This window comes from Xanthomonas sp. LF02-5 (assembly GCF_034105325.1).
Lineage (GTDB): Bacteria > Pseudomonadota > Gammaproteobacteria > Xanthomonadales > Xanthomonadaceae > Xanthomonas_A > Xanthomonas_A sontii.
In genome coordinates, this window is sequence record NZ_JAXGGF010000007.1 from 119,647 (window position 1) to 144,757 (window position 25,111).

Consider the following 25,111-nt stretch of genomic DNA (forward strand, 5'->3'; position numbering starts at 1 on the left):
TCAGAACGTGTAGCCGATCGAGGCGACCAGGGTGTCGCCATCGGTCTTGCGGATGCGCGCGCCGTCCTGCACCCAGTACAGCTCGTGCGCATTGACCCGGGTGCTGACCCAGTCCAGGTTCCAGTCCAGGCCCCAATGCTTGTGGGTGACGCCGATCTGGTAGTCGGCGAAGCTGCCCTCGCTGAAGTTGCCCAGCTTCTGGTAGCCGGCGTGCAGGCGCAGCGTGGTCGACGGCAATACCGACGGCAGCAGCGGGGTCTGGTAGTTGAGATCGCCCAGCAAGGTGCCGCGCGATTCGTGCTCGCCACGGGCGAAGCAGCGCAGCGCCGTCGTCGGGTCGGCGGCGAACTGCAGGATCTGTGCGCACACGCCGCCGGTGTCGGCGCCGCGGTAGGTCTTGGAGAACACGTACAGCACGCGGCCCTCGACCGCGCCGTAGCCGAGTTCGAGCACGCCGAAATTGCTGTCGTAGTCGGTGCGGCGGATGTCCTCGGGCGTTCCCGTCTCCAGGTCGATCCGGTGCGGGGCCAGGAAGCTGGCGCCGGGGAAGCGCTCGGTGGCCAGGCCGACGCCGGCATGCCAGGCATCGGGATTGCCGAAGCGGTAGCCGGCCGCGGCGGTGATGCCCAGGCCGTCGCCGTCGAGGAACTGCTTCTTGCTGACCTTGGCCACCTCCAGCAGCGCGACGAAACCACTGGCGTGCACGAACTGGGTGGTCCACTTCAGCGACGGGCGCATCAGCGAGTCGGACACGCCGCGCGTGCGTTGCTCGCTCATCAGCTTGATCTGGTTCTGGAACTCGTAACTGACCATGCCATCGGCGTCGGCCTGCTGGGCGTGTGCCCGGGCGCAGCACGCGCCGTGCAGGGCCAGTGCGCCCGCGAGGGTCGCCATGAAGCGGACTGCGGTCATCTCAATCTCCCCTGTTCGCTGAGGAAGGTGGGACGCGCGGCGGCCGTCGCTGGCCCCGCACATCGATGACGCCGGCGCGTTGCGCGCGCGGCGGGTGAATCACGTCGCGCAGACCGGCGTGCTGGGCAGCGTCTGCACGCGGGTGAAGCGTTCGGTCTCGCCGAGCACTTCCACCCCGACGAAGGCGCGCAGGTCCAGCGATTTGCCGCTGGCGCGCAGCGTGGCCTTGTAGCGCTTGCCGCTGCGCGGATCGAAGGCCCAGCCGTCGCGCCAGGTATCGCCGTCCTCGCGCCCCAGGCGCGCGATCTGCACGCCGCAGGTATCGGTGGCGGTGCCGGCGTCCTTGTCCCAGACGATGCGTCCGCACAAGGCCGTGGCCGCATCCGCGCACGGCGCGAACTCCACCACCGCGTCCTTGGCCGCGGTCAGCCACAACCCCTGCGCCGCGGCCGGCGCCGCACACGCCGGCGCGGTCGCCAGCAGCCATCCCGCGACCACCACACCGACCGCGCCGTACCGCTTCATTCCCGGACTCGCCTGCATCGAACGCCCCCTCGCCATCGCGCAATTAAGTAGTGAAAACTACCGTATAGCGATCACTACCGTTTTGCAAGCATTGTCCGCAGGGCCTTTGCCGCGGACGTGGCGAGGCGCGCAAACGCCTGGATTTCAAGGGTTCGCGTGTGCAGCGACATGCGTGCGACGGCCGATTTTTGCGGCATTGCAACAGCCATCGGCGAGGACGGCGACGACAGATCGGCTCGCCCGATCGCCATGGCGTCGCACTGCGAACCGAGCGAATGCGCCAGCCACGCCATCCAGCCACGCGGCCGCGCGCGGCCGAACCCGATCGGCGGCGTCAGGAAACGAGAAGGGCAGAAGGCGTGTCGGCAGTCGCTGCGGCCTTGCTGCAGCAGCAACCGCCGCGACACCGCGATGCGCACTGTCGCCCGCGAGGGTCGGCAGCGCCGGCGCGGGCCAGCGAGAGTTGTGGCGACCGGCACGATCGGCGGGTCAGAAGCGGCCGGCGATGGCACGGCCGCGGTGGCGGGGATGGGTCCCGCTCAGTGCATCGGCGCCTCCCGCATGTGGGAGGCGCACGGACGGATCAGGCGTCCTTGCCGGACACGTGCCCGTCGATCTTCGAGGTCTGGTACAGCGCCATGCCGATGCGCTTGATCAGGCCGAGCTGCTGCTCCAGCCACCAGGCATGGTCTTCCTCGGTGTCGCGCAGCTGCGCCAGCAACACGTCGCGGCTGACGTAGTCGCCATGCTGCTCGCACAGCTTCATGCCCGCGGCCAGGTTGGCGCGCACTTCGTACTCGACCTTCAGGTCCTTCTCCAGCATTTCCTCGACCGTGCGCCCGGGTTCGAAGGCATGCGGGCGCATGTCCGGGTCGCCCTCCAGGAACAGGATGCGCCGCAGCAGCGCATCGGCGTGCTCGGTCTCCTCTTCCATCTCGTGGTTGATGCGTTCGTACAGCGCCAGCAGGCCCTGGTCCTCGTAACGCCGCGAGTGGATGAAATACTGGTCGCGCGCGGCCAGTTCGCCGCGCAGCAGCTCCTTGAGGCATTGCACAACGTCGGGGTGTCCCTTCATGGGGCGGGCTCCGTGGGGTCGACTGAGGGCGCCATAGTGCCCGATGCCGCCGCACCGCGTTCCAATCGGAATCATTCACATCCCGACTCGCACATCCGCGATGCGTGACCCCGCGCACAGCGCGCCGCGCCTACGCGGGAACGACACGCAGTCGTGTCTAGAATCGCAGACTTGCCCACCGGAGAGAGACGATGCGCGGTCGATGGAAACGCCTGCTGCTGGGGACGCTGCTGCTGACGGCGGCCGTGGCGCTGGGCATCTGGCTGCTGCTGCGCGGCAGCCTGGCCACGCTCGACGGCAAGGCCCCGCTACAAGGCCTGCGCGCACCGGCAATCATCCAGCGCGACGCGCTGGGCACGGTCACCATCGATGCCGCCGACGAGGCCGATGCGATGCGCGCGCTCGGCTACGTGCACGCGCAGGAACGCTTCTTCGAGATGGACCTGCTGCGCCGCGCCGCCGCAGGCGAACTGTCCGAGCTGGTCGGTCCGCACGCGCTGGACGTGGACAAGGCACGGCGGGCGCATCGCCTGCGCGCGCGCAGCAGCGCGCAACTGGCCGCGTTCGCCGGCCAGCACGCGGCGGCCTTGCAGGCCTACAGCGCCGGCGTCAACCAGGGCCTGCATGCGTTGCGGATACGGCCGTGGCCTTACCTGATGCTGTTCGCCGCGCCGCGCGACTGGCAGCCTGTGGATTCGGCGCTGGCCGGCCAGGCGATGTACTTCGACCTGCAGGGCAAGCAACTCGAGCGCAAGCTGGCCCTGTATCGCCTGCAGCAGCGCTTGCCGGCGCCGCTGTACGCCCTGCTGCGCCACGAAGGCAGCAGTTGGGACGCGACACTGGACGGCAGCGTGCGCGGCGACGCGGCGCTGCCCTCCGCCGATCAGGTCGATCTGCGTCGCCTGGCGCAGGCGCCGGCCGCCGCCGCGACCGAGGCGGTCGCCACCAGCGCGCCCGGCAGCAACAACTGGGCGATCGCCGGCAGCCGCACCGCCGACGGCCGCGCCATCGTCGCCAACGACATGCATCTGGGCCTGCGCGCGCCCAGCCTGTGGTTCCGCGTGCGCCTGCGCTATGCCGATGCGCAGGCGCCGGGCGGCCACGTGGACGTGTCCGGATTCTCGCTGCCCGGCCTGCCGGCGGTGATCGTCGGCAGCAACGGTCACGTTGCCTGGGGGTTCACCAACAGCTATGCAGATACCGCGGACTGGTACCGGCTAACCCCGTGCGCCGCGGTGGCGCAGCCCGGCTGCACGCCGGTCACCGTGCATCGCGAACGGATCAAGGTCTCGGGCGCCCCCGACACCGAACTGCAGGTCGAAGACACCGCCTATGGCCCGATCCTGCAACACGAACCCGACGGCAGCGCGCTGGCGTTGCGCTGGGCCGCGCAGTTGCCGGGTGCGCTGAATCTGGGGCTGGCCGACTTCGCCCGCGCCGACACCCTGCCCGATGCCTTCGCCCGTGCGCAGCACATCGCCACGCCGGCGCAGAACCTGGTGCTGGCCGACCGCGACGGCCACATCGGCTGGCGCGTGCTCGGCCCGCTGCCGCTGCGCGGCCCGCACTGCGCGGCCGATGCGGTGATGCACGACGTGCGCGCGACAGTGCCGGCGGAGGCGCGCTGCGCGCCATGGCCGCTGTCCACCAGCCAGTCGCCGCAGCGCATCGACCCCGCCGACGGGCAACTGTGGACCGCCAATGCCCGCGTGGTCGGCGGCGCCGAACTGGCGCCGCTCGGCGACGGCGGCTACGCGCTGGGCGCACGCGCACAGCAGATCCGCGACGACCTGCGCCTGCATCCGCGGCTGAACGAACCGCAGTTGCTGGCGATCCAGCTCGACGACCGCGCCCTGTTCCTGCAGCGCTGGTGGGCGCTGCTGCAGCAACGCGATGCCGGTTCGGCGACGCCGGCGTTGCACGCCATCTCGCAAGCGGCCAAGCACTGGGAGGGCCGCGCCAGCACCGGCTCGGTGAGCTACACCCTGGTGCGCGCCTGGCGCCTGGCGGTGCTGACCCGGATCCGCGACGGCCTGATCGCACCGGCACGTACAGGATCGAACGCAGATACCGCGCCCGCGCCCCCGGCGCTGCCGCAACTGGAAGGCGTGGCCTGGCCGCTGCTGCAGCAACAGCCGCTGCACCTGCTGCCGCGCCGCTACGGCAGCTGGCAGGCGCTGCTGGAAGACGCCGCCACCGAGGTGCGCACGCACCTGCAGGCCGATGGCCCGCTGGACACTCGCCGCTGGGGCCAGGAGAACCGTGCGGCGATCTGCCATCCGCTGGCGCAGGGCCTGCCGGCGCCGCTGCGCGGCTGGCTGTGCATGCCGGACACGCCGCTGCCGGGCGATGACGACATGCCGCGGGTGCAGCGCCCGGCCTTCGGCGCCTCCGAGCGCATGGTGGTGGCACCGGGTCACGAGGCCGACGGCATCGTGCACATGCCCGGCGGCCAGAGCGGCCACCCGCTGTCGCCGTTCTGGGGCGCCGGCCACGCCGACTGGGTGCAGGGCCGCGCCACAAAGTTCCTGCCCGGCCCGACCCGGCACACGCTGACATTAAGCCCGTCCGCACCACAATGACCCGCGATCGGCTCCGCGCCCGCGTCCGACCGCATACGCCGGCCTGCCTTCCCCCTTCCCCCACTGCCGAGTCTGCCTACCGATGAAGCGCCCTCCCCTGCTCGCCCTGTTGCTGCCGCTCGCCGCGGCCGTGTCGTTTTCCGCCTGTGCCACGCCGGCTGCCGACGCGCCCGCGGCCGCCTCCGACTGCAGCGTGCGCGCCCAACCCGGCGACGATCTGCAGGCCGCGATCGACCGCGTCCCCAACGACGGCAAACCCGCCACGGTGTGCCTGAGCGCCGGCGAGTTCCCGGTCGGCAAGCTGATCTCGATCCAACGCGACGGCCTGCGCCTGCGCGGCCAGGGCGACAGCACCGTGCTGCGCATGCGCGACCACGTGCAGCAACCGACCATCGTCATCGGCGACTATCAGAACGAGCGCCCGATCCGGCCGATCCGCGACGTGCGCGTGGAGCAGTTGCAGATCGTCGGCGGCACCATCGACAAGGAGTTCATGCCCGAACGCCCGTACCTCAGCAACAGCCTGGTGGTGGTGCGCAACGGCCAGAACATCCAGCTGACCCACCTGCGAGTGAGCAAGTGCCGCAGCGCCTGCCTGCTCAGCGAGTTCGACAGCCGCGACCTGCTGATCGCGCACAACGACGTCTCCGGCGCGACCTGGGATGGGGTGTCGTTCAACCGCACCGCCAAGGTCAAGCTGATCGACAACGTGATCCACGACAACGTCGCCGCCGGCATCACCACCGAGCACCTGGAAGACAGCGAGATCCGCGACAACCGCCTGGAGCGCAACGGCAGCCAGGGCGTGTACCTGGCCGACGCGCGGCGCAACCTGTTCGCGGGCAACCAGTTCATCGACAACAAGGGCGCCGGGCTCTACCTGACCTGCTCGATCCGCCAGCGCACGCCGCAGATCCTGTGCTGGGACAACAGCATGAGCCAGGACAACACCTTCGAGAACAACACCTTCCGCGGCAACCCCTACACCTACACCATCGGCGTGGACAGCGCGGCCAACTGCACCGGCCCGGAGTTCCGCCCCAACCTGTGGCGCAAGAACAACCAGGCCGATGCCTCAGGCATCGACATCCAGCCCGAACGCTACGGCCACTGCGTGCGCTTCGAGTAAGCGCGCGCGGCCGCGGCGCCTGCGCACGCCACCCGGCCGGCCTTGAACAGGTCGGGCAGGCACGCCCGGCTGCGTCCAGTAGGGTGTCGGACCACCACCCAGGCGGGCGACACGCACGCCGCGACACATCCATTAAAGCTCTGCCTGCAGCGGCCGCTAACCGGTGACGACGCCCCAGCGACCGACGGACCGCGCTGGACCACCGACCGGCCGTGCCGCAGACGCTGGAGTGCCGCGGCGCTCTGGGAGAGCAGATGAACTACCACCTTCATGTCCGCCGCACCCTCGACACGCCGATCCTGGCGATCCAGGGCCTGACCCTGTGCGTCTGGCTGGCGCTGCTGCTGTGCAACCCCTACCTGAGCCACCCACTGGACGCGCGCTATGCGCTGGCGTTCGCCGCCATGCTCGGCAGCGCCGCGGTCATGCGCATGGCCAGGCACTTCTGGCAATGGCGGTTGAGCGCCTTCCTGTCGGTGATCGCGTTCGACGCCGCATTCCGGCTGCAGTTGCACCACATGGGCGGCGCCGGCCTGCCCTGGATGCTGCCGGTGGCGGTGACCCTGAGCCTGGGCTACAGCCTGCTGTTCTGCCACGCGCGCGACTATCTGCTGGCGCTGGCCTGCACCTGGGCGATCATGCTCGGCTGGCACGACAGCCTGGTGCCGGCCTCCGCCGACCTGCCGCTGCTGGAGATCCTGGTGGCGGCGGTGACCATGGTCGGGTTCGCGTTGAACCGCATCTTCGTCACCACCATGCGCAGCAACCACGCACTGAAGGAAGGCTATCGGCGCCTGGCCGCGACCGACGCACTGACCGGCATCCCCAACCGGCGCGCGCTGATGGCCGACCTGCAGGCAGCGGTCGGCACCCAGCACGCCGTGCAGTTGGCCATGCTGGACATCGACGACTTCGAGCGGATCGGCGCCGAGCACGGTCACCACGTCGGCGATGCGGTGCTGCAGGCGCTGGCGACGGAACTGGTGCGGCTGGACCCGCGTTGCCGCGTCGGCCGCCTCGGCGGCGAGGAGTTCGGCCTGCTGTTCGAGGGCGTGTCGCAGGACAAGGCGAGCGCACTGGTGCAGCGCCTGCAGCAGCGCATCCGCGGCCTGCGCGTGGACGGCGCCAGCTTCACCTGCAGCGTCGGCATGGCCTCGTTGCCGGCCGGCGGCGAACTGTCCGACCTGCTCGCCCGCGCCGACCGCGCGCTGTCCGCCGCCCGGCAGGCGGGCAACGGCAGCCTTCGCCTCGACGGCGCCACGCCGGTGTCGGCCAGCACGTCCGCGGCGTTCGCGCGCGATCCCGTGCTGCCGGCCGCCACGTCGCTGTAGCAGGCAGCACCAACAGCCCCCCCGCGGGGCGGCGCATGCCGCCGCCCCGCAGCGCACTCGCTCGTGGTGCACGCGCATCAGGCCCGACGCAGACAGCGCAGACGTCCACCCCGCTTCACCGCCGCTGCGTGCGGCACGAACAGGCTGAACCGCAGACGCTGCGGCCACTCAAGCCGCCACGCCGGCATGCCGATAAGCTGCCATCGATCCAGCGCGTGCGCGTCGGCGTCCGCACATCACGAACCGGCCGGGACGCGCCGTTGGGCAGCACATGACGTACCCGGAGTACATCCGCCACCTGCTGGGCCGGTCGACCACCGCCATCCAAGCGCTGACCCTGTCGATCTGGGTCGCGACGCTGCTGTTCAATCCGTATCTGCAGCGACCATGGGGCCTGGTCAATTTGATCCTGCTGGCCGCGCTGCTCGGCGCTGCCGCCTGCACCCTGCTGGTCCGCCGCTTCTGGCACTGGCGCCTGAGCGGCGCGCTGTATGTGCTGCTGCTGTCGTGGGCGTATCAGATCGAGCTGCGGCAGATGGGCGTACATGGCGAATTCTGGTGGCTGCCGACCGCGGTCACCCTGTGCCTGGGCATCAATCTGTTGTTCCCGTTCACGCGCGACTACCTGCTGGCGCTGGCATACACCTGGACGATCATGCTGAGCGGTCGGGCGCTGCCACCGGCGGCCGCCAGCGACCCGATGCTGCTGGGGCTGCTGGTCGCCGCGGTGTCGCTGATCGGCCTGGCCATGAACCGCACCTTCGCGCGCAGCATGCTGATCACCTACCGTCTGAAGGAAGACTACCGGCGCATCTCCGAGACCGATGCGCTGACCGGGCTGGCCAACCGGCGCGCCCTGATGGCGCAACTGCATGCGCTGGCGGCCGAGCGCGGTCGCCGCGGCACGCTGCAGTTCGCGATGCTGGACATCGACGATTTCAAGCAGGTCAACGACCGCCATGGCCACGATGTCGGCGATGCGGTGTTGCTCGCCCTGGCCGCCGAACTGACCCGGCTCGAACACGGCTGCCGGGTCGGCCGGCTCGGCGGCGAGGAATTCGGCATCGTGCTCGACGGCATGAGCGACGCCCAGACCGATGCCCTGCTGCAGCGGCTGCTGGAACGCGTGCGCCAGACCCGCGCCAAGGGCGTGGCCTTCACGTTCAGCGCCGGGGTCGCGCGCATGCACCCCGACGGCGACGTCTCGGATCTGCTCAAGCGTGCCGACCGTGCGCTGTATGCCGCCAAGCGCGACGGCAAGAGCCGGATCTGCCTGGACAGCGCCACAGGGCCAGCCCCCATGGCGGCCGTGCACGGCGGCCTCGACAGCGCGGCGCCGACGGCGGATCCGGCGTAGCGGGAGGCGCGCGGAAAGGAGCCGCATCCCGCGGCACGCATCGCCGGCGAACACGCACGCTACCCGGGCAGCGCGACACGCCTGCGCTTGCGGCTACACCGCCCGCCACAGCAGGCGCAGGCCCAGGCCACTCATCAGCACCGCACTGAGCCGGTCCAGCGGCCGCCGCGCGCGCAGCCACCAGCGCCGCGGCGCGGGCGCGGACAGCAACCCGGCCACCAGCGCGAACCAGGCCGCATCGATGGCGAAGGCCAGCGATGGCAGCGCCACGTACTCGACAGGCACGCGCTGCGCCGGCAGCAGCGCGGCGAACAGGCCGGCGAACACCAGCGCGGTCTGCGGGTTGCCGAGCTGGGTCAACAGGCCCATGACGAAGGCCGAGCGCACCGCCGGCACCTGCTGTTCCGGCGCGATGGCGGCCAGCGACACCGGCGTCCGCCACGCCCGCCAGGCCAGCCACAGCAGATAGGCGGCACCGGCGACCGACACCGCGCGATGCAGCGCCGGCACCCGCTCCAGCAACGCCTACAAGCCGAACAAGGCCGCCAACGCGAACAGCGCGCAGCCCACGCCCATTCCCAGTGCCGCGGCGAGCCCGGCCGTGCGCGAGCGCCCCGCGGCCAGCCGCGCCACCAGCAGGAAGCTGGCGCCGGGGCTGATCGCCCCCAGCGTCAGCACCCCGGCGATCGCCAGCAGGCTGGCGCCGGTCACCCCAGCGCCTGCGCGTGCACCCCGGCCACCGCACGGCCGGAGGGATCGGCCATGGCCGCAAAGCTGGCATCCCAGGCGATCGCCGCCGGCGAGGAGCAGGCGATCGACTTGCCGCCAGGCACGGTCTCGGCGGCGGCCGGCGTCGGGAACACGCGCTCGAACAGGCTGCGGTAGTAATAGGCTTCCTTGGTCTGCGGCGGGTTCACCGGGAAGCGCTTGTCGGCCGCGGCCAGTTCGCGGTCGCTGACCTGCGCCTCGGCATGCGCCTTCAGCCCATCGATCCAGCCGTAGCCGACGCCGTCGCTGAACTGCTCCTTCTGCCGCCACAGGATCGACTCGGGCAGATAGCCCTCGAAGGCTTCGCGCAGCACCGCCTTCTCGATGCGCTTGCTGCCGTCGGCGCGGGTGCCGGCCATCTTGTACTGGGCGTCCATGCGCATGGCCACGTCCAGAAACTCCACGTCCAGGAACGGCACGCGCGGCTCCACGCCCCAGGCCATCATCGACTTGTTGGCGCGCAGGCAATCGTAGTTGTACAGCGCGTCGAGCTTGCGGATCAGTTCTTCGTGGAATTCGCGCGCGTTCGGCGCCTTGTGGAAGTACAGGTAGCCGCCGAAGATCTCGTCGCTGCCTTCGCCGGAGAGCACCATCTTCACCCCCATCGCCTTGATCCGCCGCGCCAGCAGGAACATCGGCGTGGAGGCGCGGATGGTGGTGACGTCGTAGGTCTCGATGTGCCGGATCACCTCCGGCAACGCGTCCAGGCCTTCCTCGAAGGTGTACTCGAAGCCGTGGTGCACCGTGCCCAGCGCCTCGGCGGCGATCGCCGCGGCGGCCAGATCCGGCGAGCCCTTCAGGCCGATCGCGAACGAGTGCAGGCGCGGCCACCAGGCCTCGGCCTCGTCGTTCTCCTCGATGCGCTTGCGCGCGAAGCGCGCCGCCACCGCCGCCACCAGCGAGGAATCCAGTCCACCGGAGAGCAGCACGCCGTACGGCACGTCGGTCATCAACTGGCGATGCACGGCGCGCTCGAAGGCCTCGCGCAGTTCCTGCTTGCTCACCTCCACGCCCTGCACCGCCGCATAGTCGCGCCACGGCTTGCGGTAGTACTGCACCAGTGCGCCGCTGGCGCTGTCGTAGTAGTGGCCCGGCGGGAACTGGGCGACGTCGGCGCAGCTGTCGGCCAGCGACTTCATCTCCGACGCCACGCGCAGCCGGCCCTGCGCGTCATGACCCCAGTACAGCGGGCACACGCCCATCGGATCGCGCGCGATCAGCACGCGGCCGGCGGCCTTGTCCCACAGCGCGAAAGCGAAGATGCCGTTGAGGCGGTTCAGCAGCGCGTCCGGCGTGGTTTCGCGGTACAGCGCGTTGATCACCTCGCAGTCCGAGCCGGTCTGGAAGGCGTATGGCTGCACCAGCTGCTTCTTCAGTTCGCGATGGTTGTAGATCTCGCCGTTGACCGCCAGCGCCAGCTGCCCATCGTCGGAAAGCAGCGGCTGCGAACCGCCGGCCGGGTCGACGATGGCCAGGCGCTCGTGGACCAGGATCGCGCCGTCGTCGACATACACGCCGCTCCAGTCCGGGCCGCGGTGGCGCTGCCGCTGCGAGCAGTCCAGCGCCTGCCGCCGCAGCGCCTGCAGGTCGTCGCCCGGTTGCAGGCCGAAGATGCCGAAGATCGAACACATGGGAAAGCTCCTGATCGTGGGGTGTTGGTTGCGGAGGGGAACACCCAGGCACAAAAAAAAACCCGCATCGGCCGATGCGGGTTTTCTGGTGGCTGGGCGTGGTGTTTCTGGTAGCGCCTAGTCGCAGACCCGCATCGGCCGCGCACGATTATTCGCCAGCGCATTATTGCGGCCGTTGGCGTTGCTCGAGCGGAGGGCGGACAGCGAGGTCATGGAACGACCGTAACCCGGCACGCGGGCCGGCGCAACTGTTACCGCAGCAACCGTTCGATCAGGCGCAGGTACAAATCCGGCAACGCCTCCAGGTCGGCCACGCGCACGTGCTCGTCGACCTGGTGGATGCTGGCGTTGACCGGGCCGACTTCGATGCACTGCGCGCCCAGCGGGGCGATGAAGCGTGCATCGGAGGTGCCGCCGCCGGTGCTCTCCTCCGGCGGCGCGCCGGCGACCTCGCCCAGCACCTCGCGTGCCACCCGGCGCAGCGTGCCTTCGGGGGTGTAGAACGGCTCGCCGCTGCGGTGCCAGCGCAGTTCGTAGTCCAGGCCATGGCGATCGAACAGCGCGGCGATCTCCGCTTCCAGCCGCGGCGCATCCCAGTGCGGGGTGTAGCGCAGGTTGAAGGCGACCTGCAGTTCGCCGGGGATCACGTTGTTGGCGCCGGTACCGGCATGGATGTTGGAGAGTTGCAGGCTGGTCGGCGGGAAGCTTTCGTAGCCGTCGTCCCAGTGCCGCGCGACCAGCTCGGCCAATGCCGGCGCGGCCAGGTGGATTGGGTTGCGCGCCTTGTGCGGATAGGCCACGTGCCCCTGCACGCCGCGCACCCGCAGCGCGCCGGAAAGACTGCCGCGACGGCCGACCCGCAGCAGGTCGCCAAGCCGCTCGGTGGACGAGGGTTCGCCGGTGATGCACCAGTCGATGCGCTCGCCACGCTCGGCGAACAGCCGCGCCACATGACGCACGCCGTCGATCGCATCGCCTTCCTCGTCGCTGGTCAGCAGCAGCGCCAGCGTGCCCGGGTGCTGCGGCTGCGCGGCCACGAACCGTTCGGCGGCGACCACGAAGGCGGCCACGCTGCCCTTCATGTCGGCGGCGCCGCGCCCGTACAGCACGCCATCGCGGACCTGCGGCGCGAACGGATCGCTGCTCCAGGCCTCGCGCGGCCCCGGCGGCACCACGTCGGTATGCCCGAGCAGCGCCAGCACCGGACCGTCGCCGCCGCGATGGGTGGCCCACAGATTGTCGACCTCGCCGCAGCGCAGCCGCTCGATGGCGAAACCGGCGCGCTGCAGCCGCTGCGCGATCAGGTCCTGGCACCCGGCATCGTCGGGGGTGACCGACGGGCGGGCGATCAGGTCGCAGGCGAGTTCAAGGACATCGGACATGCAGGGACACCGTTGGAAAACACGAGGGAGACGCGATGCGGATCGGCGGCGGGAGCGTCGCGTGCCGACGGCGCACGGCGTGCAGTGTACGAGTGGGACTGGCGGATTCGAAGCATCGGCCAGGATCGCCGAACGGGTGCGCGGTCGCGGCGCCGGTCGTCGCTACGGCGCAATGCCGGGCCAGCGCATGCACTGCACGCGCACCGCGAAAGCTTCGTTGCCAGGCATGCGCCCGCCGTGCGTGCTGGTTTCGACGAAACCGCAGACGCGGTAGAACGCGAGCGCCGCGGCATTGCCCTCCAGCAGTTCCAGCGTCAGGCCGGCCGGGCTGGCACCCTGCACCGCGGCCACCAGCGCCTGACCGACGCCGCGCCGGCGCGCGGCCGGATCCACGTACAGCCAGGCCAGTTCCTCGCCGTCGTCGGCGACGAAGCCGAGCACCTGACCCTGCGCTTCTGCGACCTGCACGCGGTAGTCGAACAAGCCTTCGCGCTCGGCCGCGATCGGCAGCGGCAGGAACGCCTCCGCCAACCCCGCCGCCTGCAACTCCTCCAGGCGCGCGCCGTCGTGGATGGCGCACAGCCGCGCCCAGTCCTCGGCCCGGTACGGGCGGACGGTCACGCCACCCCGAACCGCTGTTTGAAGCCGTTGTCGGAGAAGCCCTGGCTGAGCTTGCCGTCGTCGGTCACCACCACCGGGCGGCGGATCAGTTGCGGGTATTCGCGCAGCAGCAGCTTCCACTCGGCATCGGAGCCGGGTGTCTTCTTGTTGTCGGGCAACTGCCGCCAGGTGGTGGAGGACTTGTTGACCAGCGCGTCGAACCCACCGGCCTGGCCGGCCCAGTCCAGCAGGGTCTCCGGGGTCGGCTTGTGCTCGCGGTAATCGACGAAGGTGTAGGCCACGCCGAAGCGGTCCAGCCACTTGGTCGCCTTCTTGCAGGTGTCGCAGTTCTTCAATCCGTACAACGTCGTCATCGAAACATCCCTTCAAGCGAATGAAGCCGCTCTCCCACCGGGAGCGGGGTTGGGGTGAGGGTCGGTCGGCCCAGAACAGATCGCACCCCAAAGCACCGCGCACCGCCTTTCGGCGGGCGATGCCATCAGGAGACGAACCGGGCATGCCGTCATCGACAGGCAGCAGCGCGCGTGATCTTACCCGCCGCGCGCGCCATCGGCCTCCCAGGCGCAAGAAGACGCCGCCAGGCCTCACTGCACCGGCACTTCCTGGAGCTTGGCCGAGTCGATCCGCCAGCGCAGCTGCGCCGCCGAAGCGCCGTCCACACCGTTGACCCGGCGCAGCACGTAGTCGCCGCGGAAGCGTTGCCGCGTGCCGTCGGCCAGCGTCGCCTCCACGGTGACCGGCACCGGCTGGTACACCGAACCGGCGGCGCCATCGCTGGCGCCCAGCGCGCCGATCGTCGCCTTCACCGCACGCGTCTGCGCGAAGCCGGCCTTGAAGGCCGCGTAGGACTGCCCCGGGCGCCCATCCTCGCCCCACTGCTGCCAGGCCGTGGCGTAGTCGCGCGCATTGATCGCCGCGTAGTAGCGCCGCACCACGTCGGCCGCGGCCTGCGGGCTGTCGGCGGCCGGGCCGCACCCGGCGGTGGCCGGCCCGTCGCGGCCGAGCAGCGCGCAACTGCGCGCGATCTCGTCGTCGATCATGGCGCAGCTGTTGGCGGCATTGCAGGGCGGGTGCGTGGCCGGCGACACCGAGCGACAGGTGGCCGCACGCGCCGCCGCGGCGTCGGCGCCGATCTCGTCGGCGCAGGACAAGGGCGCGCCCGCCGCACCGGCAGTCCCCGTCGTCGTCGCAGGCGCTTGCGCAGGCGCAGGTGTCGCGGCCGGCGCCGGATTTGGCGCAGCGGCGGCCGCCGCAGGCGTGTCGCCCTGCTTGGGCGTCGTCGACGCCGGCGCGCCCTCACGGCCGCACCCGGACAGCGCGAACGCCGCCGTCATCCAGCAAGCCCACATGATCGTACGCATCGGTCTCTCCTGTTCGTTCGTGGCAGCGCGCCAGGCCTCTTCCGTTCCGCCCCCTGACGTGGCGGCAGTGGCGCAATCGCGTGCGCCAGCGTATCGGGCCACCCATGTACGCCGGGTATGCACAGCGCTCCCGACCGGCCGCGGGATCGCCCGGTTCAACCGACGGCCGGCCGTCCATCTCCTGCAACGTCGATCACCCAGGCGGAGGCGAGCGTCGACGCAACAGGGCACGGCAACGCTACGGTGCAACCGGCGCGCATGGTCCTCTACCCGCAGGCACGCGACGGAACCGCTCGAACATGTTGCACGCTGCCGGCGTTACCCAGGCGCCAGGCGCTCAGAGCAGCCGTTCGGACACCACCCGGAACGCGACACGCGGCAGGCGAAAAACCAATCCCTCCTCCAGCGCGACACCCAGCGCCTGCAGCCGCGGGCAGGTCAGCGCCCCGGTCAGCCGCAACGGCTGCAGCGTGGCCGGGTCCACCGGCAAGGCGATGCGGGTGCTGGCCCAGCGGCCGTCGCAGGTACGGGCGATGGCCTCGTCCTGGCAGGTGAGGAAGCGCAGCAGCGCCTCGCGCGTGGCGAACGCCGGCGTCCAGTCGGCATCGTGCCAGGCCTCGGCAGGCTGCCAGTGCAGTTGCAGCGCCGGCGCGCTGCCCTGCCCCGGCTCGATCTGCGTGTGGCCGCTGCCATCGGACTGCAGCGCGTGCACGAAGCGCGCGGCCAGGTGCGGCTGCATGGCGTCGCTGGCGGCGCGTGCGCCGGCCACGTAGGCCAATCCATCCATCACGTTGCGGTCGAACAGCACCACCGGCCCGGCGCCCACGTCGTCCACGCGGCGCAGGTACCACCGCCAGTTGCTCTGCAGCGGCGATGGCAGCAGCTTCCGCAGCGGTCCGGCCAGGGCCGGACCGAAGTGGCCGTGGCGATAGCTGAGGATGGTGTACGGCGTGCGCCCCTGGTGAACGACGTGGGCGTAGCCCGGCGGCGGTGGCGGGGCGCGACGCACGTCGACCCACCAGTTCAGATAGACCACCTCGCGCACGTCGCTCACAAGCGCCGGCAGCGGCCAGCGTTGCGTCAACGCACGCCGCAGCCGGGTCCAGCCAGGCGCATGCAGCAGGCGCGGCAGCGCGCGCCCGTACCAGGCGGCGGACGGGTGCCGGTAAGCCGCGGCCTCGGCCAGGTCCGGCACCGCCGCCGGCATCTCAGTCGGCCAGGCCGCGCAGCAGGTCGTTGACGCTGGTCTTGCTGCGGGTCTTGGCGTCGACCTGCTTGACGATCACCGCGCAGTACAGCGAGTGCGAGCCGTCCTTGGCGGGCAGCTGCCCGGACACCACCACGCTGTACGGCGGCACGTAGCCGTAGGAGATCTCGCCGGTGGCGCGGTTGTAGATGCGCGTGCTCTGGCCCAGGAACACGCCCATGCCGATCACGCTGTGGTGGCCGACCACCACGCCCTCCACCACTTCCGAGCGCGCGCCGATGAAGCAGTGGTCCTCGATGATGGTGGGGCTGGCCTGCAGCGGTTCGAGCACGCCGCCGATGCCGGCGCCGCCGGACAGGTGGCAGTGCTTGCCGATCTGCGCGCAGGAACCGACCGTGGCCCAGGTGTCGACCATGGTGCCCTCGCCCACGTGCGCGCCGATGTTGGTGAAGCTCGGCATCAGCACCACGTCCTTGCCGAAGTAGCTGCCGCGGCGCGCCACCGCGCCCGGCACCACGCGCACCCCGGCCTTGCGGAATTCGGCTTCGTGATAGCCGGCGAAGCGCGCTTCCACCTTGTCCCAGAACGGCGCCGGCTGCGCTTCCACCACGGCCATCTCGTTGACCCGGAAGTACAGCAGCACCGCCTTCTTCAGCCACTCGTTGACCTTCCAGCCGCCGTGCCCGTCCGGCTCGGCGACACGGAACTCGCCGCTCTCCAGGCCATCGATGACGCGGTTGACCACCGGCCGGGTCGACCCCTCGATCTCGTCGAGCGTCAGCGTGGCGCGACGCTCGAAGGCGCTGTCGATGGTGAACTTCAGCTCGTCGGCGCTGGGCACGGCCACCGGCTTGGCGCGCAGCGGCTTCGGCGCGGGCTTGGCGGGCTTGCTCGCCACGGTCGGCGCCGCAGGCTTTGCGGCAACCGGCTTGGCCGTCTTCTTGGGGGCCGCCGTCTTGGCAGCGGGCTTCTTGGCGGCAGGCTTCTTGGTGGCCATCAGCGGGGGTCTCCAGGCGGGGTATCGGGGTCCAGGCAGGCCTGCAGCGCGGCCTGCAACGCCTGGCGGGCGGCGTCGGGCAACGGCAGGTTGTGCTCGTCGGTGATGTGGAACAGATCCTCGGCGCGCTCGCCGAAGGTGGCGATGCGCGCGTCGTGCACGCGCAGGTGCTGCCGGCGCAGCACCTGGGCCACGTCCGACAGCAGCCCGGGGCGGTCCGGCGCGACCAGGCTGAGCCGGGTCAGGCGGCCGTCGAGGCTTTCGCGGAATTCGATGCGCGGGGCGAAGCGGAAATGCCGCAGCTGGCGCGGCACCACCCGCCGCGCCGGGCGCAGCCGCGCCAGGTCGCCGGCCAGCGCCTCGCGCAGTCCGGCCTGCAACTGCGCGATGTCGCCGCTGGCGAAGGCGTCGGCCGGCATCACCTCGAAGGTGTCGAAGATCGCCCCGTGCGGGGCGTCGAGCACGCGCGCGCGATGGATGCCGTAGCCGAGCCGGTCCAGGGTCATCACGATCGCGGCGAACAGGCCGTCGCGGTCCGGCGAATACACGAACACTTCCAGCGCCGCGTCGTCGGGGGTGACCGGGCGCACCTTGACCAGGGTGCCACCGAGTTCCACCTCCATCAGCGAGGTCGCCTGCCAGGCCAGTTGCTCCGGACGGAAGCGCAGGAAGCTCTCGTCCGGCATGCCGGCGAACTGGCGGTCGATGATGGCGTCGTCGTGGCCCTGGATGTGCATCAGCGCGCGCGTGGCCTCGCGCGCCTCCTGCAGGCGCTCGGCCACCGGCAACGGATGCTCCAGGCCTTCGCGCAGGGCGCGGCGCGCGGCGAAGTACAGATCGGCCAGCAGCCGGTCCTTCCACGCGTTCCACAGCTTGGGGCTGGTGCCGGCGATGTCGGCGCAGGTCAGCAGGTACAGATAGTCCAGCCGCTCGCGGTCGCCGACCAGGCTGGCGAAGCGATGGATCACCTCCGGATCGGCGATGTCCTGCTTCTGCGCGGTCACCGACATGCGCAGATGCTGCTCGACCAGCCAGGCGACCAGCTCGGTGTCGGCGGCGCTGAGCGCGTGCGCGGCGCAGAACGCGCGCGCATCCACCGCGCCCAGCTCCGAATGGTCGCCGCCGCGGCCCTTGGCGATGTCGTGGAACAGGCCGGCCAGCAGCAGCAGTTCCGGCTTGCGCAGCCGCGGCCAGACTTCGTGGGCGATGGAGAAGCGTTCGTCGGCGCGCGCGTTGGCGAACACCGCCATGTTCTTCAGCACCATCAGCGTGTGCTGGTCGACCGTGTACACGTGGAACAGGTCGAACTGCATGCGCCCGGACACCTGCGCGAAGGCGGGGATCCACTGCCCTAGCACGCCCAGCCGCGCCATCCGGGTCAGCGTCTGCACCGCGCGCGGGCCGCGCAACAGCGCCAGGAAGCGCTCGCGCGCGGTCGGGCTGGCGCTGGCGTAGGCCGGCAGATGCGGCAGCGCCTCGGCCAGCGCGCGCGCGGTCAGCGAATGCAGGCCGCGGATCTCGCCGTGCGCGGCCCAGGTGGCGAACAGCGCGAACACCTGCACCGGATCGGCCTGCGGCCAGCGCTCGTCGTCGGCAGCCAGATAGCCACGGCGCAAGGAGAAGCCGCCGTCCAGCGGCTGCGGCTGCGCTTCGCCGTCGAACTGTTCCTCGAAGCGCTGCAGCAGCCGGTCGCTGAGCCGGCGCACGATCGCCGCGCTGCGATAGAAGCGCTGCATCATCTTTTCGACGCCCAGGCTCTCGACGTCGTCGGAGAAGCCCAGGCGCTGCGCCAGGGTCTTCTGGTAATCGAAGCGCAGGCGCTCTTCCGGACGGTTGGCGACCAGGTGCAGCCCGTAGCGCAAGCGCGCCAGTTCGCGGCGCTCGCGGCGCAGCGCGGCGGCCTCGTCGCCGCCGACATGGCCCAGCCCGATCAACGGCTCCAGATCGCGCACGCCGAACGCGCGCAGCGCCATCCAGCCCAGCGTATGCAGGTCGCGCAGGCCGCCGGGGCCGTCCTTGATGTCCGGCTCCAGGTTGTCGGCGGTGTCGCCGAAGCGCTGGTGGCGGGCCTGCAGTTCCTCGCGCTTGGCCATGAAGAATTCGCGCGGCGGCCACACCCGCTGCGGGGCGATGGCCGCCGCCAGCGCCGCCTTGGCGGCGGCGTCGGCCTGCAGCGGGCGCGCCTCGATCAGCGCGGTCAGCACGGTCTGGTCGGCGCAGGCCGCGGTGCACTGCGCGGCCGAGCGCACCGCATGGCTCACCGGCACGCCGGCGTCCCACAACAGCGGGAACAGCCGTGCCAGCGCCGGTTCGCAGGCGGGATCGAGGTCGCCGAACACCAGCAGGTCGATGTCCGAGCGCGGGAACAGTTCGCCACGGCCATAGCCGCCGACCGCGAACAACGCCAGCCCGGCCTCTCGCGGCACGCAGCGGCTCCAGGCGTGGCGGATCAACTGGTCCAGCGCGCGCGCGCGCAGCGCCAGCAGGCGATCGATGTCGTCGCCCTGGTCGAAACGCTTGCTCAGCCGCGCATCGGTCTGCGCCAGCAGTTGCCGGACCGCAGCCGCCCAACCGGCGTCGTCGACGCCGGCACCGGGCATGCCGGCATCGGCACCGGCCGGCAGCAGGCTCACGGTTCGCCGAGGCCGCCCGGCGACAGGGTCAGGACCTCCACCCCATCCTCGGTGACGGCGACCATGTGTTCCCATTGCGCGGAGAGCTTGCGGTCCTTGGTCACCACGGTCCAGCCGTCCGGCAGCACGCGGGTGTAGCGCGTGCCCTCGTTGATCATCGGCTCGATGGTGAAGGTCATGCCCGGCTTCAGCACCAGGCCATCGCCCGGCCGGCCGTAGTGCAGCACCTGCGGTTCGTCGTGGTAGACCTTGCCGATGCCGTGGCCGCAGTACTCGCGCACCACGCTGAAGCGCTCGCTCTCGGCGTACTGCTGGATGGCATGGCCGACGTCGCCGAGCGTGGCGCCCGGCTTCACCGCGCGGATGCCGCGCCACATCGCCTCGTAGGTGGCCTCGATCAGGCGCCGCGCCATCACCGACGGCGTGCCCGCGCAGTACATGCGGCTGGTGTCGCCATGCCAGCCGTCCTTGATCACGGTGACGTCGATGTTGACGATGTCGCCGTCCTTCAGGACCTTGCCCTCGCTGGGGATGCCGTGGCAGATGACGTTGTTCACCGACGTGCACACGGTCTTCGGAAAGCCGCGATAGCCGACGTTGGCCGGCACCGCCCCCTGCACCTTGACGATATGGTCGTGGCAGATGCGGTCCAGCTCGGCGGTGGTGACGCCGGGCTTCACGTACGGGCCGATCAGGTCCAGTACCTCGGCGGCCAGGCGGCCGGCCACGCGCATCTTCTCGATGTCCTGCGGAGTTTTCAGATTGACGGTCATGTCGTCATTATCGCTCATCCCGGCGCTGGCTGAACGCGCCGGACGCGTTGCCGGGTTTTTGGCACGCCGGCGCGGTCGCCGCTGCCTTCATCGCGCTGAACACGGCCCCCTGTGGCGGCCATCCCATGTGAAAACTGGATAACGATCCATAAATATGTGAACTGGCGCGCATTTTGCACTGGTGGTGGCACCGGCGGTTGTCCGCCCTCACCGAAGAACCCTGCCATGTACCTCTTCCATCGCGTTCTCGCCTTCATCGTGCTGTTCGCCGCCGGGACCGGCCTGGCCTGGGCCCAGTCCGACTCGCGCACCTTCAACGTCAAGATCCAGATCACCAGCGTCTGCGACATCCAGACCGCACCCACCGACGTCGATTTCGGCAGCGTCAATTCCACCCAGACCGCGATCAACAGCACCGGCACCTTGAACGTGCGCTGCACCTCCGGCACGCCGTACAACATCGCGCTGAACGCCGGTTCCGGCTCCGGCGCCACGGTCACCACCCGCACCATGGGCAGTGCCGACGCCAGCAATACCGCACGCGTGCCGTACGCGCTGTACCGCAATGCCGCGCGCACCCAGAACTGGGGCTCGACCATCGGCACCGACACCCAGGCCGGCACCGGCAATGGTGCAGTGCAACCGATCACCGTCTACGGCCAGGTCGCCAGCACCAACTACCCTGCCGGTTCCTACAGCGACGTCGTCACCGCCACCGTCACCTGGTAACCGGAGCCGCCTGCATGCGTTCGCGACTGTCTTCCTTCCTGCGCCTGACGGCGCTCGCCGCGCTGTGGCTGGCGGCGGCAGGCGCGGCTGTCGCCGCGAGCCTGCAGGTGGCGCCGACCTCGGTGTCGCTGCGTGCCGAGGAGACCGCGCAGGGCCTGTGGCTGAGCAACAGTGGCGACGTGCCGCTGCGCGCGCAGGTGCGCGTGTTCCGCTGGCAGCAGCGCGACGGCGAGGATGTGCTCGACCCAAGCGACCGCATCGCGCTCAGCCCGCCGATGCTGCAACTGGCGCCGCACGCGCGGCAACTGGTGCGGGTGATCCGCCTGGATCCCGCGCCCGCCGCCGGCGAGGACGCCTATCGCATCCTGGTCGACGAACTGCCCAGCCAGGATGCCGGCGGCAACGCCAGCGCCGGGCTGCAGTTCGTGCTGCGCTATTCGGTGCCGGTGTTCCTCAAGCCGGCGGTGGCGACCGCGCCGGCGCTGCGCGCGCGGGTGGTGGGCGAAGGCGAGAGCGCGGCCCTGGAAGTGCTCAACCAGGGCAATGGCCACGCGCAGTTGGTGGACCTGCAGTTCGTCGCCGGCGATGGCCGCCGCAGCGCCATCGCCGAGGGTCTGGCCGGCTACGTGCTGCCGGGCCAGCGCAAGCGCTGGCCGCTGCCGGCGGCGCTGGCGCAGCCCCAGGGAACGTTCGAGGCAAGGATCAATGGCGAGCCACGCGCACAGTCGCTGGTCGTGGACGCCGCGGCGCCCTGAACTGCTGCTGGCGCTGTGGGCCGGCAGCGCCGCGCTCGCCGTCGCCCAGCCGCAGCCCCCGCCCCGGCCCGAGGCGACCGCTCCGGCGCAGGAAACCCTGTACCTGGAGGTCACCCTGAACCAGACCCGCCAGCCCGGCCTGTTCCAGTTCCAGCGCGACGGCGAGCAACTGCGCGCCAGCGCCGCCACCCTGCGCCAGCTCGGCCTGCGCGTGGACGGCAGCGACGCCAGCGCGGCGATCGCCCTGGGCGACCTGGACGGCGTGCGCTTCCGCTACGACGCCAGCCTGCAGCAGGTGACGATCGACGCGCCGGTGGCGCTGCTGGACGTCGCCACCACCCGCATCGACGCGCGCGGCGGCGTGCCGTCGCTGCCGGCGACCAGTTCACCCGGCGCATTGCTCGACTACGACCTCTACGCCAGCCGCCAGGGCGGCGCCAGCAATCTCACCGCCAACGGCGAACTGCGCGTGTTCGGCCTGGGCCAGGGACTGCTGCGGCAGTCCTTCGTCGGCCGCGTGTACCGCGAGCCGCAGCAGGACTGGCGTGCCCAGACGATCCGCCTGGACACGCAATGGCAATGGTCGCTGCCCGAGCGCATGACCAGCGTGGTGCTGGGCGACACCTTCAGCAGCAGCACCAGTTGGAGCCGCACCGTGCGCCTGGGCGGCGTGCGGGTGGGCAGCGACTTCGGCCTGCAGCCGTATCGCGCGATCACCCCGTTGCCGGAATTCCTCGGCGAAGTGGCGGTGCCGTCCAGCGTGGACCTGTACGTCAACGGCATCCGCCAGTACGGCGCGCAGCTGCCGGCCGGGCCGTTCCAGCTGTCCGCCGCGCCGGGCGTGGACGGCGCCGGCAATGCCCAGGTAGTGATCACCGACGCCTACGGCCGCACCCGCTCGCTGGCCTTTCCGTTCTATGCGACCCAGGATCTGCTGGCCAGCGGCCTGACCGACTGGTCGCTGGCGCTGGGCCGGGTGCGCGAGGCGTACGGCGTCGCCGATTTCGCCTATGCCGGCGACACCGTCGGCAGCGCCAGCTGGCGGCGCGGCCTCGGCCCGCGCTTCACCGCCGAGGCGCACGCCGAGGCCGGCGCCGGCGTGCGCAATGCCGGGGTCGGCGGCCTGTGGCTGTTGCCGCGCACCGGCGTGTTCGGCGCCTCGCTGGCGCACGGCGGTGCGGCCGGCCAGCAAGGCCTGCAGTACGCGCTGAGCTACCGCTGGAACAACGGCCGCTTCAACCTGGCGATGGATACCCAGCGCGCGCAGGCCGGCTACCGTGACGTGGCCGCGCGCTACGGCGCCGCGCCGCCGCGGATCAGCGAGCGCGCCCTGTTCGGCAGCACCTGGGACGGCGTCGGCAACATCGCCCTGAGCTACGTGCGCCTGGCCTACCCCGACAGCGGCGACCAACGCTACGCCAGCCTGTTCTGGACCCGGGCCCTGCCGCGGCAGTCGTCGTTGAACCTGAGCATCAACCAGAACCTGGACCAGGCCAGCGACCGCAGCCTGTACCTGGGCTGGTCGATCGCCCTGGACGGCCGCCGCCAGGCCGGCGTGGCGATGCAGCGCATCGGCGCGCGCACCAGTGCGACGGCGGACCTCAGCCAGGCGGCCGCCGCCGACGGCGGCAGCGGCTGGCGGCTGCAGGCGCGCGGTGGGCAGGACGGCGGCGGCGGCCTGGCCGAAGCCAGTTGGCGTGGCGACAGCGCCCGCTACGCCGGCGGCATCGCCAGCGCCGGCGGCCAGCGCTACGCCTACGCGGAAGCGTCGGGCGGCGTGGCCTGGATCGGCGGCGGCTGGTTCCCTGGCCGCGATCTCGACCAGGCCTTCGCCCTGGTCTCCACCGGCGGCGTCGCCGACGTGCCAGTGCTGCTGGAGAACCGGCCGATCGGCCGCACCGATGCGCGCGGCTTCCTGCTGGTCACGCCGCTGCTGGCCTGGCAGCACAACCGGCTGTCGATCGATCCGATGCGCCTGCCGCCCGAGTTGCGGCCGGAGCAGGTGGACCAGATCGTGGTGCCGCGCGATCGGACCGGGGTGGTGGTGGCGTTCCCGATCCGCCGCAGCGACGGCGTGCTGGTGCAACTGCACGATGCCGCCGACGCGCCGCTGCCGGTCGGCAGCCGGGTGCATGGACTGGGCGTCGACACCGTGGTCGGCTACGATGGCCAGGCCTATGTGGAAGGGCTCGCACCCGGCCGCAACGACCTGGAGGTGGACATGCAAGGAAGCCGCTGCCGGTTCCGGATCGAGCGCCCGACGCAGGCGCCGCCCACCCGGCTGGGTCCGCTGCGCTGCCTGCCGGAGCGCACGCCGTGAGCGCGCGCGCCTGGCGGATATGGCTGCCGGCGCTGCTGCTGGTGGCCGCGGCGCTGCTGCCGCAGCGCGCTGCCGCCACCACCACCTGTACCGCGCAGGCCACGGCGGTGAGCTTCGGCACCCTCTCCGACACCGCCGCCACCGACGCCACCGCACAGATCCTGGTGACCTGCCAGACCGGCGCGATCAGCGTGCTGGGCACGATCTACGTGCGCATGTGCCTGAACATCGGCGAGGGCGCGCAGGGTGCCGGCCTCGGCATCACCCCGCGGCGCATGCTCAACCCGCTCAACGACAGCCTCGGCTTCCAGCTCTACCGCGACAGCGCGCGCAGCCTGATCTGGGGCAGCGCGCTGAGCGGTTCCACCCCACTGCAGGTGGACCTGACCTACTCGTCGCTGGCGACCGGCGGCAGCGGCACCGGCACCTACACCATCTATGCGCGCGTCCCGTTGCAGAGCGGTATCGCCACCGGGGCCTACCAGAACAGTTTCAGCGGCGTGTACACCAACCTGCAGTACCGCTACGACGAGCCGTTGGTCGGCAACCCCGCGGTGATTCCCACCTCCTGCACCACCGGCGGCAAGGGCGGCGGCACCTCGGTGCAGTTCCCGTTCGTGGCCAGCGCCACCGCCGCACCGACCTGCACCATCGCCAGCATCGCCGACCTGGACTTCGGCACCCAGTCCGGCCTGATCGACAACCCGCTGAACTACACCACCGTGCTCAGCATGAACTGCCGCTACCGCACCGCCTGGCAGGTGAGCCTGGACAATGGCCAGAACGCCAGCGGCAACGTGCGCCGCATGCGCAGCGCCAGCGGCCAGTACCTGACCTATGAGCTGTACCGAGACGCTGCGCGCACCCAACGCTGGGGCAGCACCCTGAATACCGATACCCAGACCGGCACCGGGACCGGCAGCGCACAGACGCTGACCCTGTACGGGCAGGTCCCGGCCCGGCAGACGCCCGCCCCGGGCAGCTACAGCGACGTGGTCAAGGTCACCGTCACCTACTGAGGCC

At 71.0% G+C, this 25,111-nt stretch carries 23 protein-coding genes; 8 read left to right on the forward strand and 15 right to left on the reverse strand.

The window, feature by feature from the left end; genetic code table 11:
* The 4 genes from SLW52_RS17600 to bfr all read right to left on the reverse strand — a co-directional run bounded on the left by SLW52_RS17600 (window position 1) and on the right by bfr (window position 2,512).
* Window positions 1–894: a TorF family putative porin gene (locus SLW52_RS17600; protein WP_320740896.1), complete on the reverse strand. Its 894-nt coding sequence runs from the start codon at window positions 892–894 to the stop codon at window positions 1–3.
* Between the two features lie 117 nt (window positions 895–1,011).
* A complete protein-coding gene (locus SLW52_RS17605; RefSeq protein ID WP_152237637.1) occupies window positions 1,012–1,437 on the reverse strand; it encodes a DUF2147 domain-containing protein in 426 nt (141 codons plus the stop codon).
* 74 nt (window positions 1,438–1,511) lie between these two features.
* Window positions 1,512–1,856, reverse strand: coding sequence for a hypothetical protein (locus tag SLW52_RS17610; protein ID WP_320740841.1), 345 nt, complete (start codon window positions 1,854–1,856; stop codon window positions 1,512–1,514).
* A gap of 164 nt (window positions 1,857–2,020) precedes the next feature.
* On the reverse strand, window positions 2,021–2,512 hold the full coding sequence (gene bfr / locus SLW52_RS17615) for a bacterioferritin (RefSeq protein ID WP_026143459.1): 492 nt from the start codon (window positions 2,510–2,512) through the stop codon (window positions 2,021–2,023).
* Window positions 2,513–2,703: 191 nt separating this feature from the next.
* Here bfr and SLW52_RS17620 point away from each other — a divergent pair, with 191 nt between their 5' ends.
* The 4 genes from SLW52_RS17620 to SLW52_RS17635 all read left to right on the forward strand — a co-directional run bounded on the left by SLW52_RS17620 (window position 2,704) and on the right by SLW52_RS17635 (window position 8,911).
* Window positions 2,704–5,094 carry a penicillin acylase family protein gene (locus SLW52_RS17620; RefSeq protein ID WP_320740842.1) on the forward strand — a complete coding sequence of 797 codons (2,391 nt, stop codon included), beginning with the start codon at window positions 2,704–2,706 and terminating at the stop codon, window positions 5,092–5,094.
* An 82-nt stretch (window positions 5,095–5,176) separates the two neighbouring features.
* A complete protein-coding gene (locus SLW52_RS17625; RefSeq protein WP_150408984.1) occupies window positions 5,177–6,223 on the forward strand; it encodes a right-handed parallel beta-helix repeat-containing protein in 1,047 nt (348 codons plus the stop codon).
* 254 nt (window positions 6,224–6,477) lie between these two features.
* Window positions 6,478–7,554 carry a GGDEF domain-containing protein gene (locus tag SLW52_RS17630; protein WP_267113859.1) on the forward strand — a complete coding sequence of 359 codons (1,077 nt, stop codon included), beginning with the start codon at window positions 6,478–6,480 and terminating at the stop codon, window positions 7,552–7,554.
* A 271-nt stretch (window positions 7,555–7,825) separates the two neighbouring features.
* Window positions 7,826–8,911: a GGDEF domain-containing protein gene (locus SLW52_RS17635; protein WP_320740843.1), complete on the forward strand. Its 1,086-nt coding sequence runs from the start codon at window positions 7,826–7,828 to the stop codon at window positions 8,909–8,911.
* Window positions 8,912–9,004: 93 nt separating this feature from the next.
* Here the strand turns inward: SLW52_RS17635 and SLW52_RS17640 are convergent, their stop codons facing one another.
* From SLW52_RS17640 to map, 11 genes are all read right to left on the reverse strand, one after another.
* Window positions 9,005–9,433, reverse strand: coding sequence for a LysE family transporter (locus tag SLW52_RS17640; RefSeq protein ID WP_320740844.1), 429 nt, complete (start codon window positions 9,431–9,433; stop codon window positions 9,005–9,007).
* A 3-nt stretch (window positions 9,434–9,436) separates the two neighbouring features.
* Window positions 9,437–9,622, reverse strand: coding sequence for a hypothetical protein (locus SLW52_RS17645; protein ID WP_320740845.1), 186 nt, complete (start codon window positions 9,620–9,622; stop codon window positions 9,437–9,439).
* Window positions 9,619–11,310 (reverse strand): asparagine synthase B, encoded by a 1,692-nt coding sequence (gene asnB / locus SLW52_RS17650; RefSeq protein WP_267092523.1) that lies wholly within the window; start codon window positions 11,308–11,310, stop codon window positions 9,619–9,621. Before asnB ends, SLW52_RS17645 begins: the two co-directional genes overlap by 4 nt.
* Window positions 11,311–11,561: 251 nt before the next feature.
* Entirely contained in the window at window positions 11,562–12,692 is a 1,131-nt protein-coding gene (gene dapE / locus SLW52_RS17655) for a succinyl-diaminopimelate desuccinylase (protein WP_267084434.1), read from the reverse strand.
* Between the two features lie 162 nt (window positions 12,693–12,854).
* Entirely contained in the window at window positions 12,855–13,313 is a 459-nt protein-coding gene (locus SLW52_RS17660; RefSeq protein ID WP_320740846.1) for a GNAT family N-acetyltransferase, read from the reverse strand.
* The gene (locus tag SLW52_RS17665) at window positions 13,310–13,666 is read right to left on the reverse strand and encodes an arsenate reductase (protein ID WP_017912256.1); all 357 of its coding nucleotides are present in this window, start codon (window positions 13,664–13,666) and stop codon (window positions 13,310–13,312) included. The genes SLW52_RS17660 and SLW52_RS17665 overlap by 4 nt, the downstream gene beginning before the upstream one ends.
* A 231-nt stretch (window positions 13,667–13,897) precedes the next feature.
* Window positions 13,898–14,464 (reverse strand): hypothetical protein, encoded by a 567-nt coding sequence (locus SLW52_RS17670; protein ID WP_320740847.1) that lies wholly within the window; start codon window positions 14,462–14,464, stop codon window positions 13,898–13,900.
* Between the two features lie 547 nt (window positions 14,465–15,011).
* Complete coding sequence (locus tag SLW52_RS17675) at window positions 15,012–15,881, reverse strand: hypothetical protein (RefSeq protein WP_320740848.1); 870 nt, start codon at window positions 15,879–15,881, stop codon at window positions 15,012–15,014.
* 1 nt (window position 15,882) lies between these two features.
* Window positions 15,883–16,878 carry a 2,3,4,5-tetrahydropyridine-2,6-dicarboxylate N-succinyltransferase gene (gene dapD / locus SLW52_RS17680; protein WP_295963622.1) on the reverse strand — a complete coding sequence of 332 codons (996 nt, stop codon included), beginning with the start codon at window positions 16,876–16,878 and terminating at the stop codon, window positions 15,883–15,885.
* The gene (locus tag SLW52_RS17685; RefSeq protein WP_152237648.1) at window positions 16,878–19,478 is read right to left on the reverse strand and encodes a [protein-PII] uridylyltransferase; all 2,601 of its coding nucleotides are present in this window, start codon (window positions 19,476–19,478) and stop codon (window positions 16,878–16,880) included. The genes dapD and SLW52_RS17685 overlap by 1 nt, the downstream gene beginning before the upstream one ends.
* 29 nt (window positions 19,479–19,507) lie before the next feature.
* The gene (map, locus tag SLW52_RS17690) at window positions 19,508–20,284 is read right to left on the reverse strand and encodes a type I methionyl aminopeptidase (RefSeq protein ID WP_017911155.1); all 777 of its coding nucleotides are present in this window, start codon (window positions 20,282–20,284) and stop codon (window positions 19,508–19,510) included.
* Window positions 20,285–20,509: 225 nt separating this feature from the next.
* Here map and SLW52_RS17695 point away from each other — a divergent pair, with 225 nt between their 5' ends.
* Genes SLW52_RS17695 through SLW52_RS17710 form a run of 4 tightly spaced genes read left to right on the forward strand, consistent with a single transcriptional unit; the run spans window position 20,510 to window position 25,107 of the window.
* Window positions 20,510–21,013: a spore coat U domain-containing protein gene (locus tag SLW52_RS17695; protein WP_267094417.1), complete on the forward strand. Its 504-nt coding sequence runs from the start codon at window positions 20,510–20,512 to the stop codon at window positions 21,011–21,013.
* Between the two features lie 14 nt (window positions 21,014–21,027).
* The gene (locus tag SLW52_RS17700) at window positions 21,028–21,768 is read left to right on the forward strand and encodes a fimbria/pilus periplasmic chaperone (RefSeq protein ID WP_320740849.1); all 741 of its coding nucleotides are present in this window, start codon (window positions 21,028–21,030) and stop codon (window positions 21,766–21,768) included.
* Window positions 21,719–24,088 carry a fimbria/pilus outer membrane usher protein gene (locus tag SLW52_RS17705; protein WP_320740850.1) on the forward strand — a complete coding sequence of 790 codons (2,370 nt, stop codon included), beginning with the start codon at window positions 21,719–21,721 and terminating at the stop codon, window positions 24,086–24,088. The genes SLW52_RS17700 and SLW52_RS17705 overlap by 50 nt, the downstream gene beginning before the upstream one ends.
* The gene (locus SLW52_RS17710; RefSeq protein WP_152245952.1) at window positions 24,085–25,107 is read left to right on the forward strand and encodes a spore coat U domain-containing protein; all 1,023 of its coding nucleotides are present in this window, start codon (window positions 24,085–24,087) and stop codon (window positions 25,105–25,107) included. Before SLW52_RS17705 ends, SLW52_RS17710 begins: the two co-directional genes overlap by 4 nt.
* Window positions 25,108–25,111: the final 4 nt, after the last annotated feature.

Coding starts and splice junctions, on each gene's coding strand:
- SLW52_RS17600 (WP_320740896.1), bottom strand. CDS start 894: ATGGCGACCCTCGCGGGCGCACTGGCCCTGCACGGCGCGTGCTGCGCC.
- SLW52_RS17605 (WP_152237637.1), bottom strand. CDS start 1,437: ATGAAGCGGTACGGCGCGGTCGGTGTGGTGGTCGCGGGATGGCTGCTG.
- bfr (WP_026143459.1), bottom strand. CDS start 2,512: ATGAAGGGACACCCCGACGTTGTGCAATGCCTCAAGGAGCTGCTGCGC.
- SLW52_RS17620 (WP_320740842.1), top strand. CDS start 2,704: ATGCGCGGTCGATGGAAACGCCTGCTGCTGGGGACGCTGCTGCTGACG.
- SLW52_RS17625 (WP_150408984.1), top strand. CDS start 5,177: ATGAAGCGCCCTCCCCTGCTCGCCCTGTTGCTGCCGCTCGCCGCGGCC.
- SLW52_RS17630 (WP_267113859.1), top strand. CDS start 6,478: ATGAACTACCACCTTCATGTCCGCCGCACCCTCGACACGCCGATCCTG.
- SLW52_RS17635 (WP_320740843.1), top strand. CDS start 7,826: ATGACGTACCCGGAGTACATCCGCCACCTGCTGGGCCGGTCGACCACC.
- asnB (WP_267092523.1), bottom strand. CDS start 11,310: ATGTGTTCGATCTTCGGCATCTTCGGCCTGCAACCGGGCGACGACCTG.
- dapE (WP_267084434.1), bottom strand. CDS start 12,692: ATGTCCGATGTCCTTGAACTCGCCTGCGACCTGATCGCCCGCCCGTCG.
- SLW52_RS17665 (WP_017912256.1), bottom strand. CDS start 13,666: ATGACGACGTTGTACGGATTGAAGAACTGCGACACCTGCAAGAAGGCG.
- SLW52_RS17675 (WP_320740848.1), bottom strand. CDS start 15,881: ATGCCGGCGGCGGTGCCGGACCTGGCCGAGGCCGCGGCTTACCGGCAC.
- dapD (WP_295963622.1), bottom strand. CDS start 16,878: ATGGCCACCAAGAAGCCTGCCGCCAAGAAGCCCGCTGCCAAGACGGCG.
- SLW52_RS17685 (WP_152237648.1), bottom strand. CDS start 19,478: ATGCCCGGTGCCGGCGTCGACGACGCCGGTTGGGCGGCTGCGGTCCGG.
- map (WP_017911155.1), bottom strand. CDS start 20,284: ATGACCGTCAATCTGAAAACTCCGCAGGACATCGAGAAGATGCGCGTG.
- SLW52_RS17695 (WP_267094417.1), top strand. CDS start 20,510: ATGTACCTCTTCCATCGCGTTCTCGCCTTCATCGTGCTGTTCGCCGCC.
- SLW52_RS17700 (WP_320740849.1), top strand. CDS start 21,028: ATGCGTTCGCGACTGTCTTCCTTCCTGCGCCTGACGGCGCTCGCCGCG.
- SLW52_RS17705 (WP_320740850.1), top strand. CDS start 21,719: ATGGCGAGCCACGCGCACAGTCGCTGGTCGTGGACGCCGCGGCGCCCT.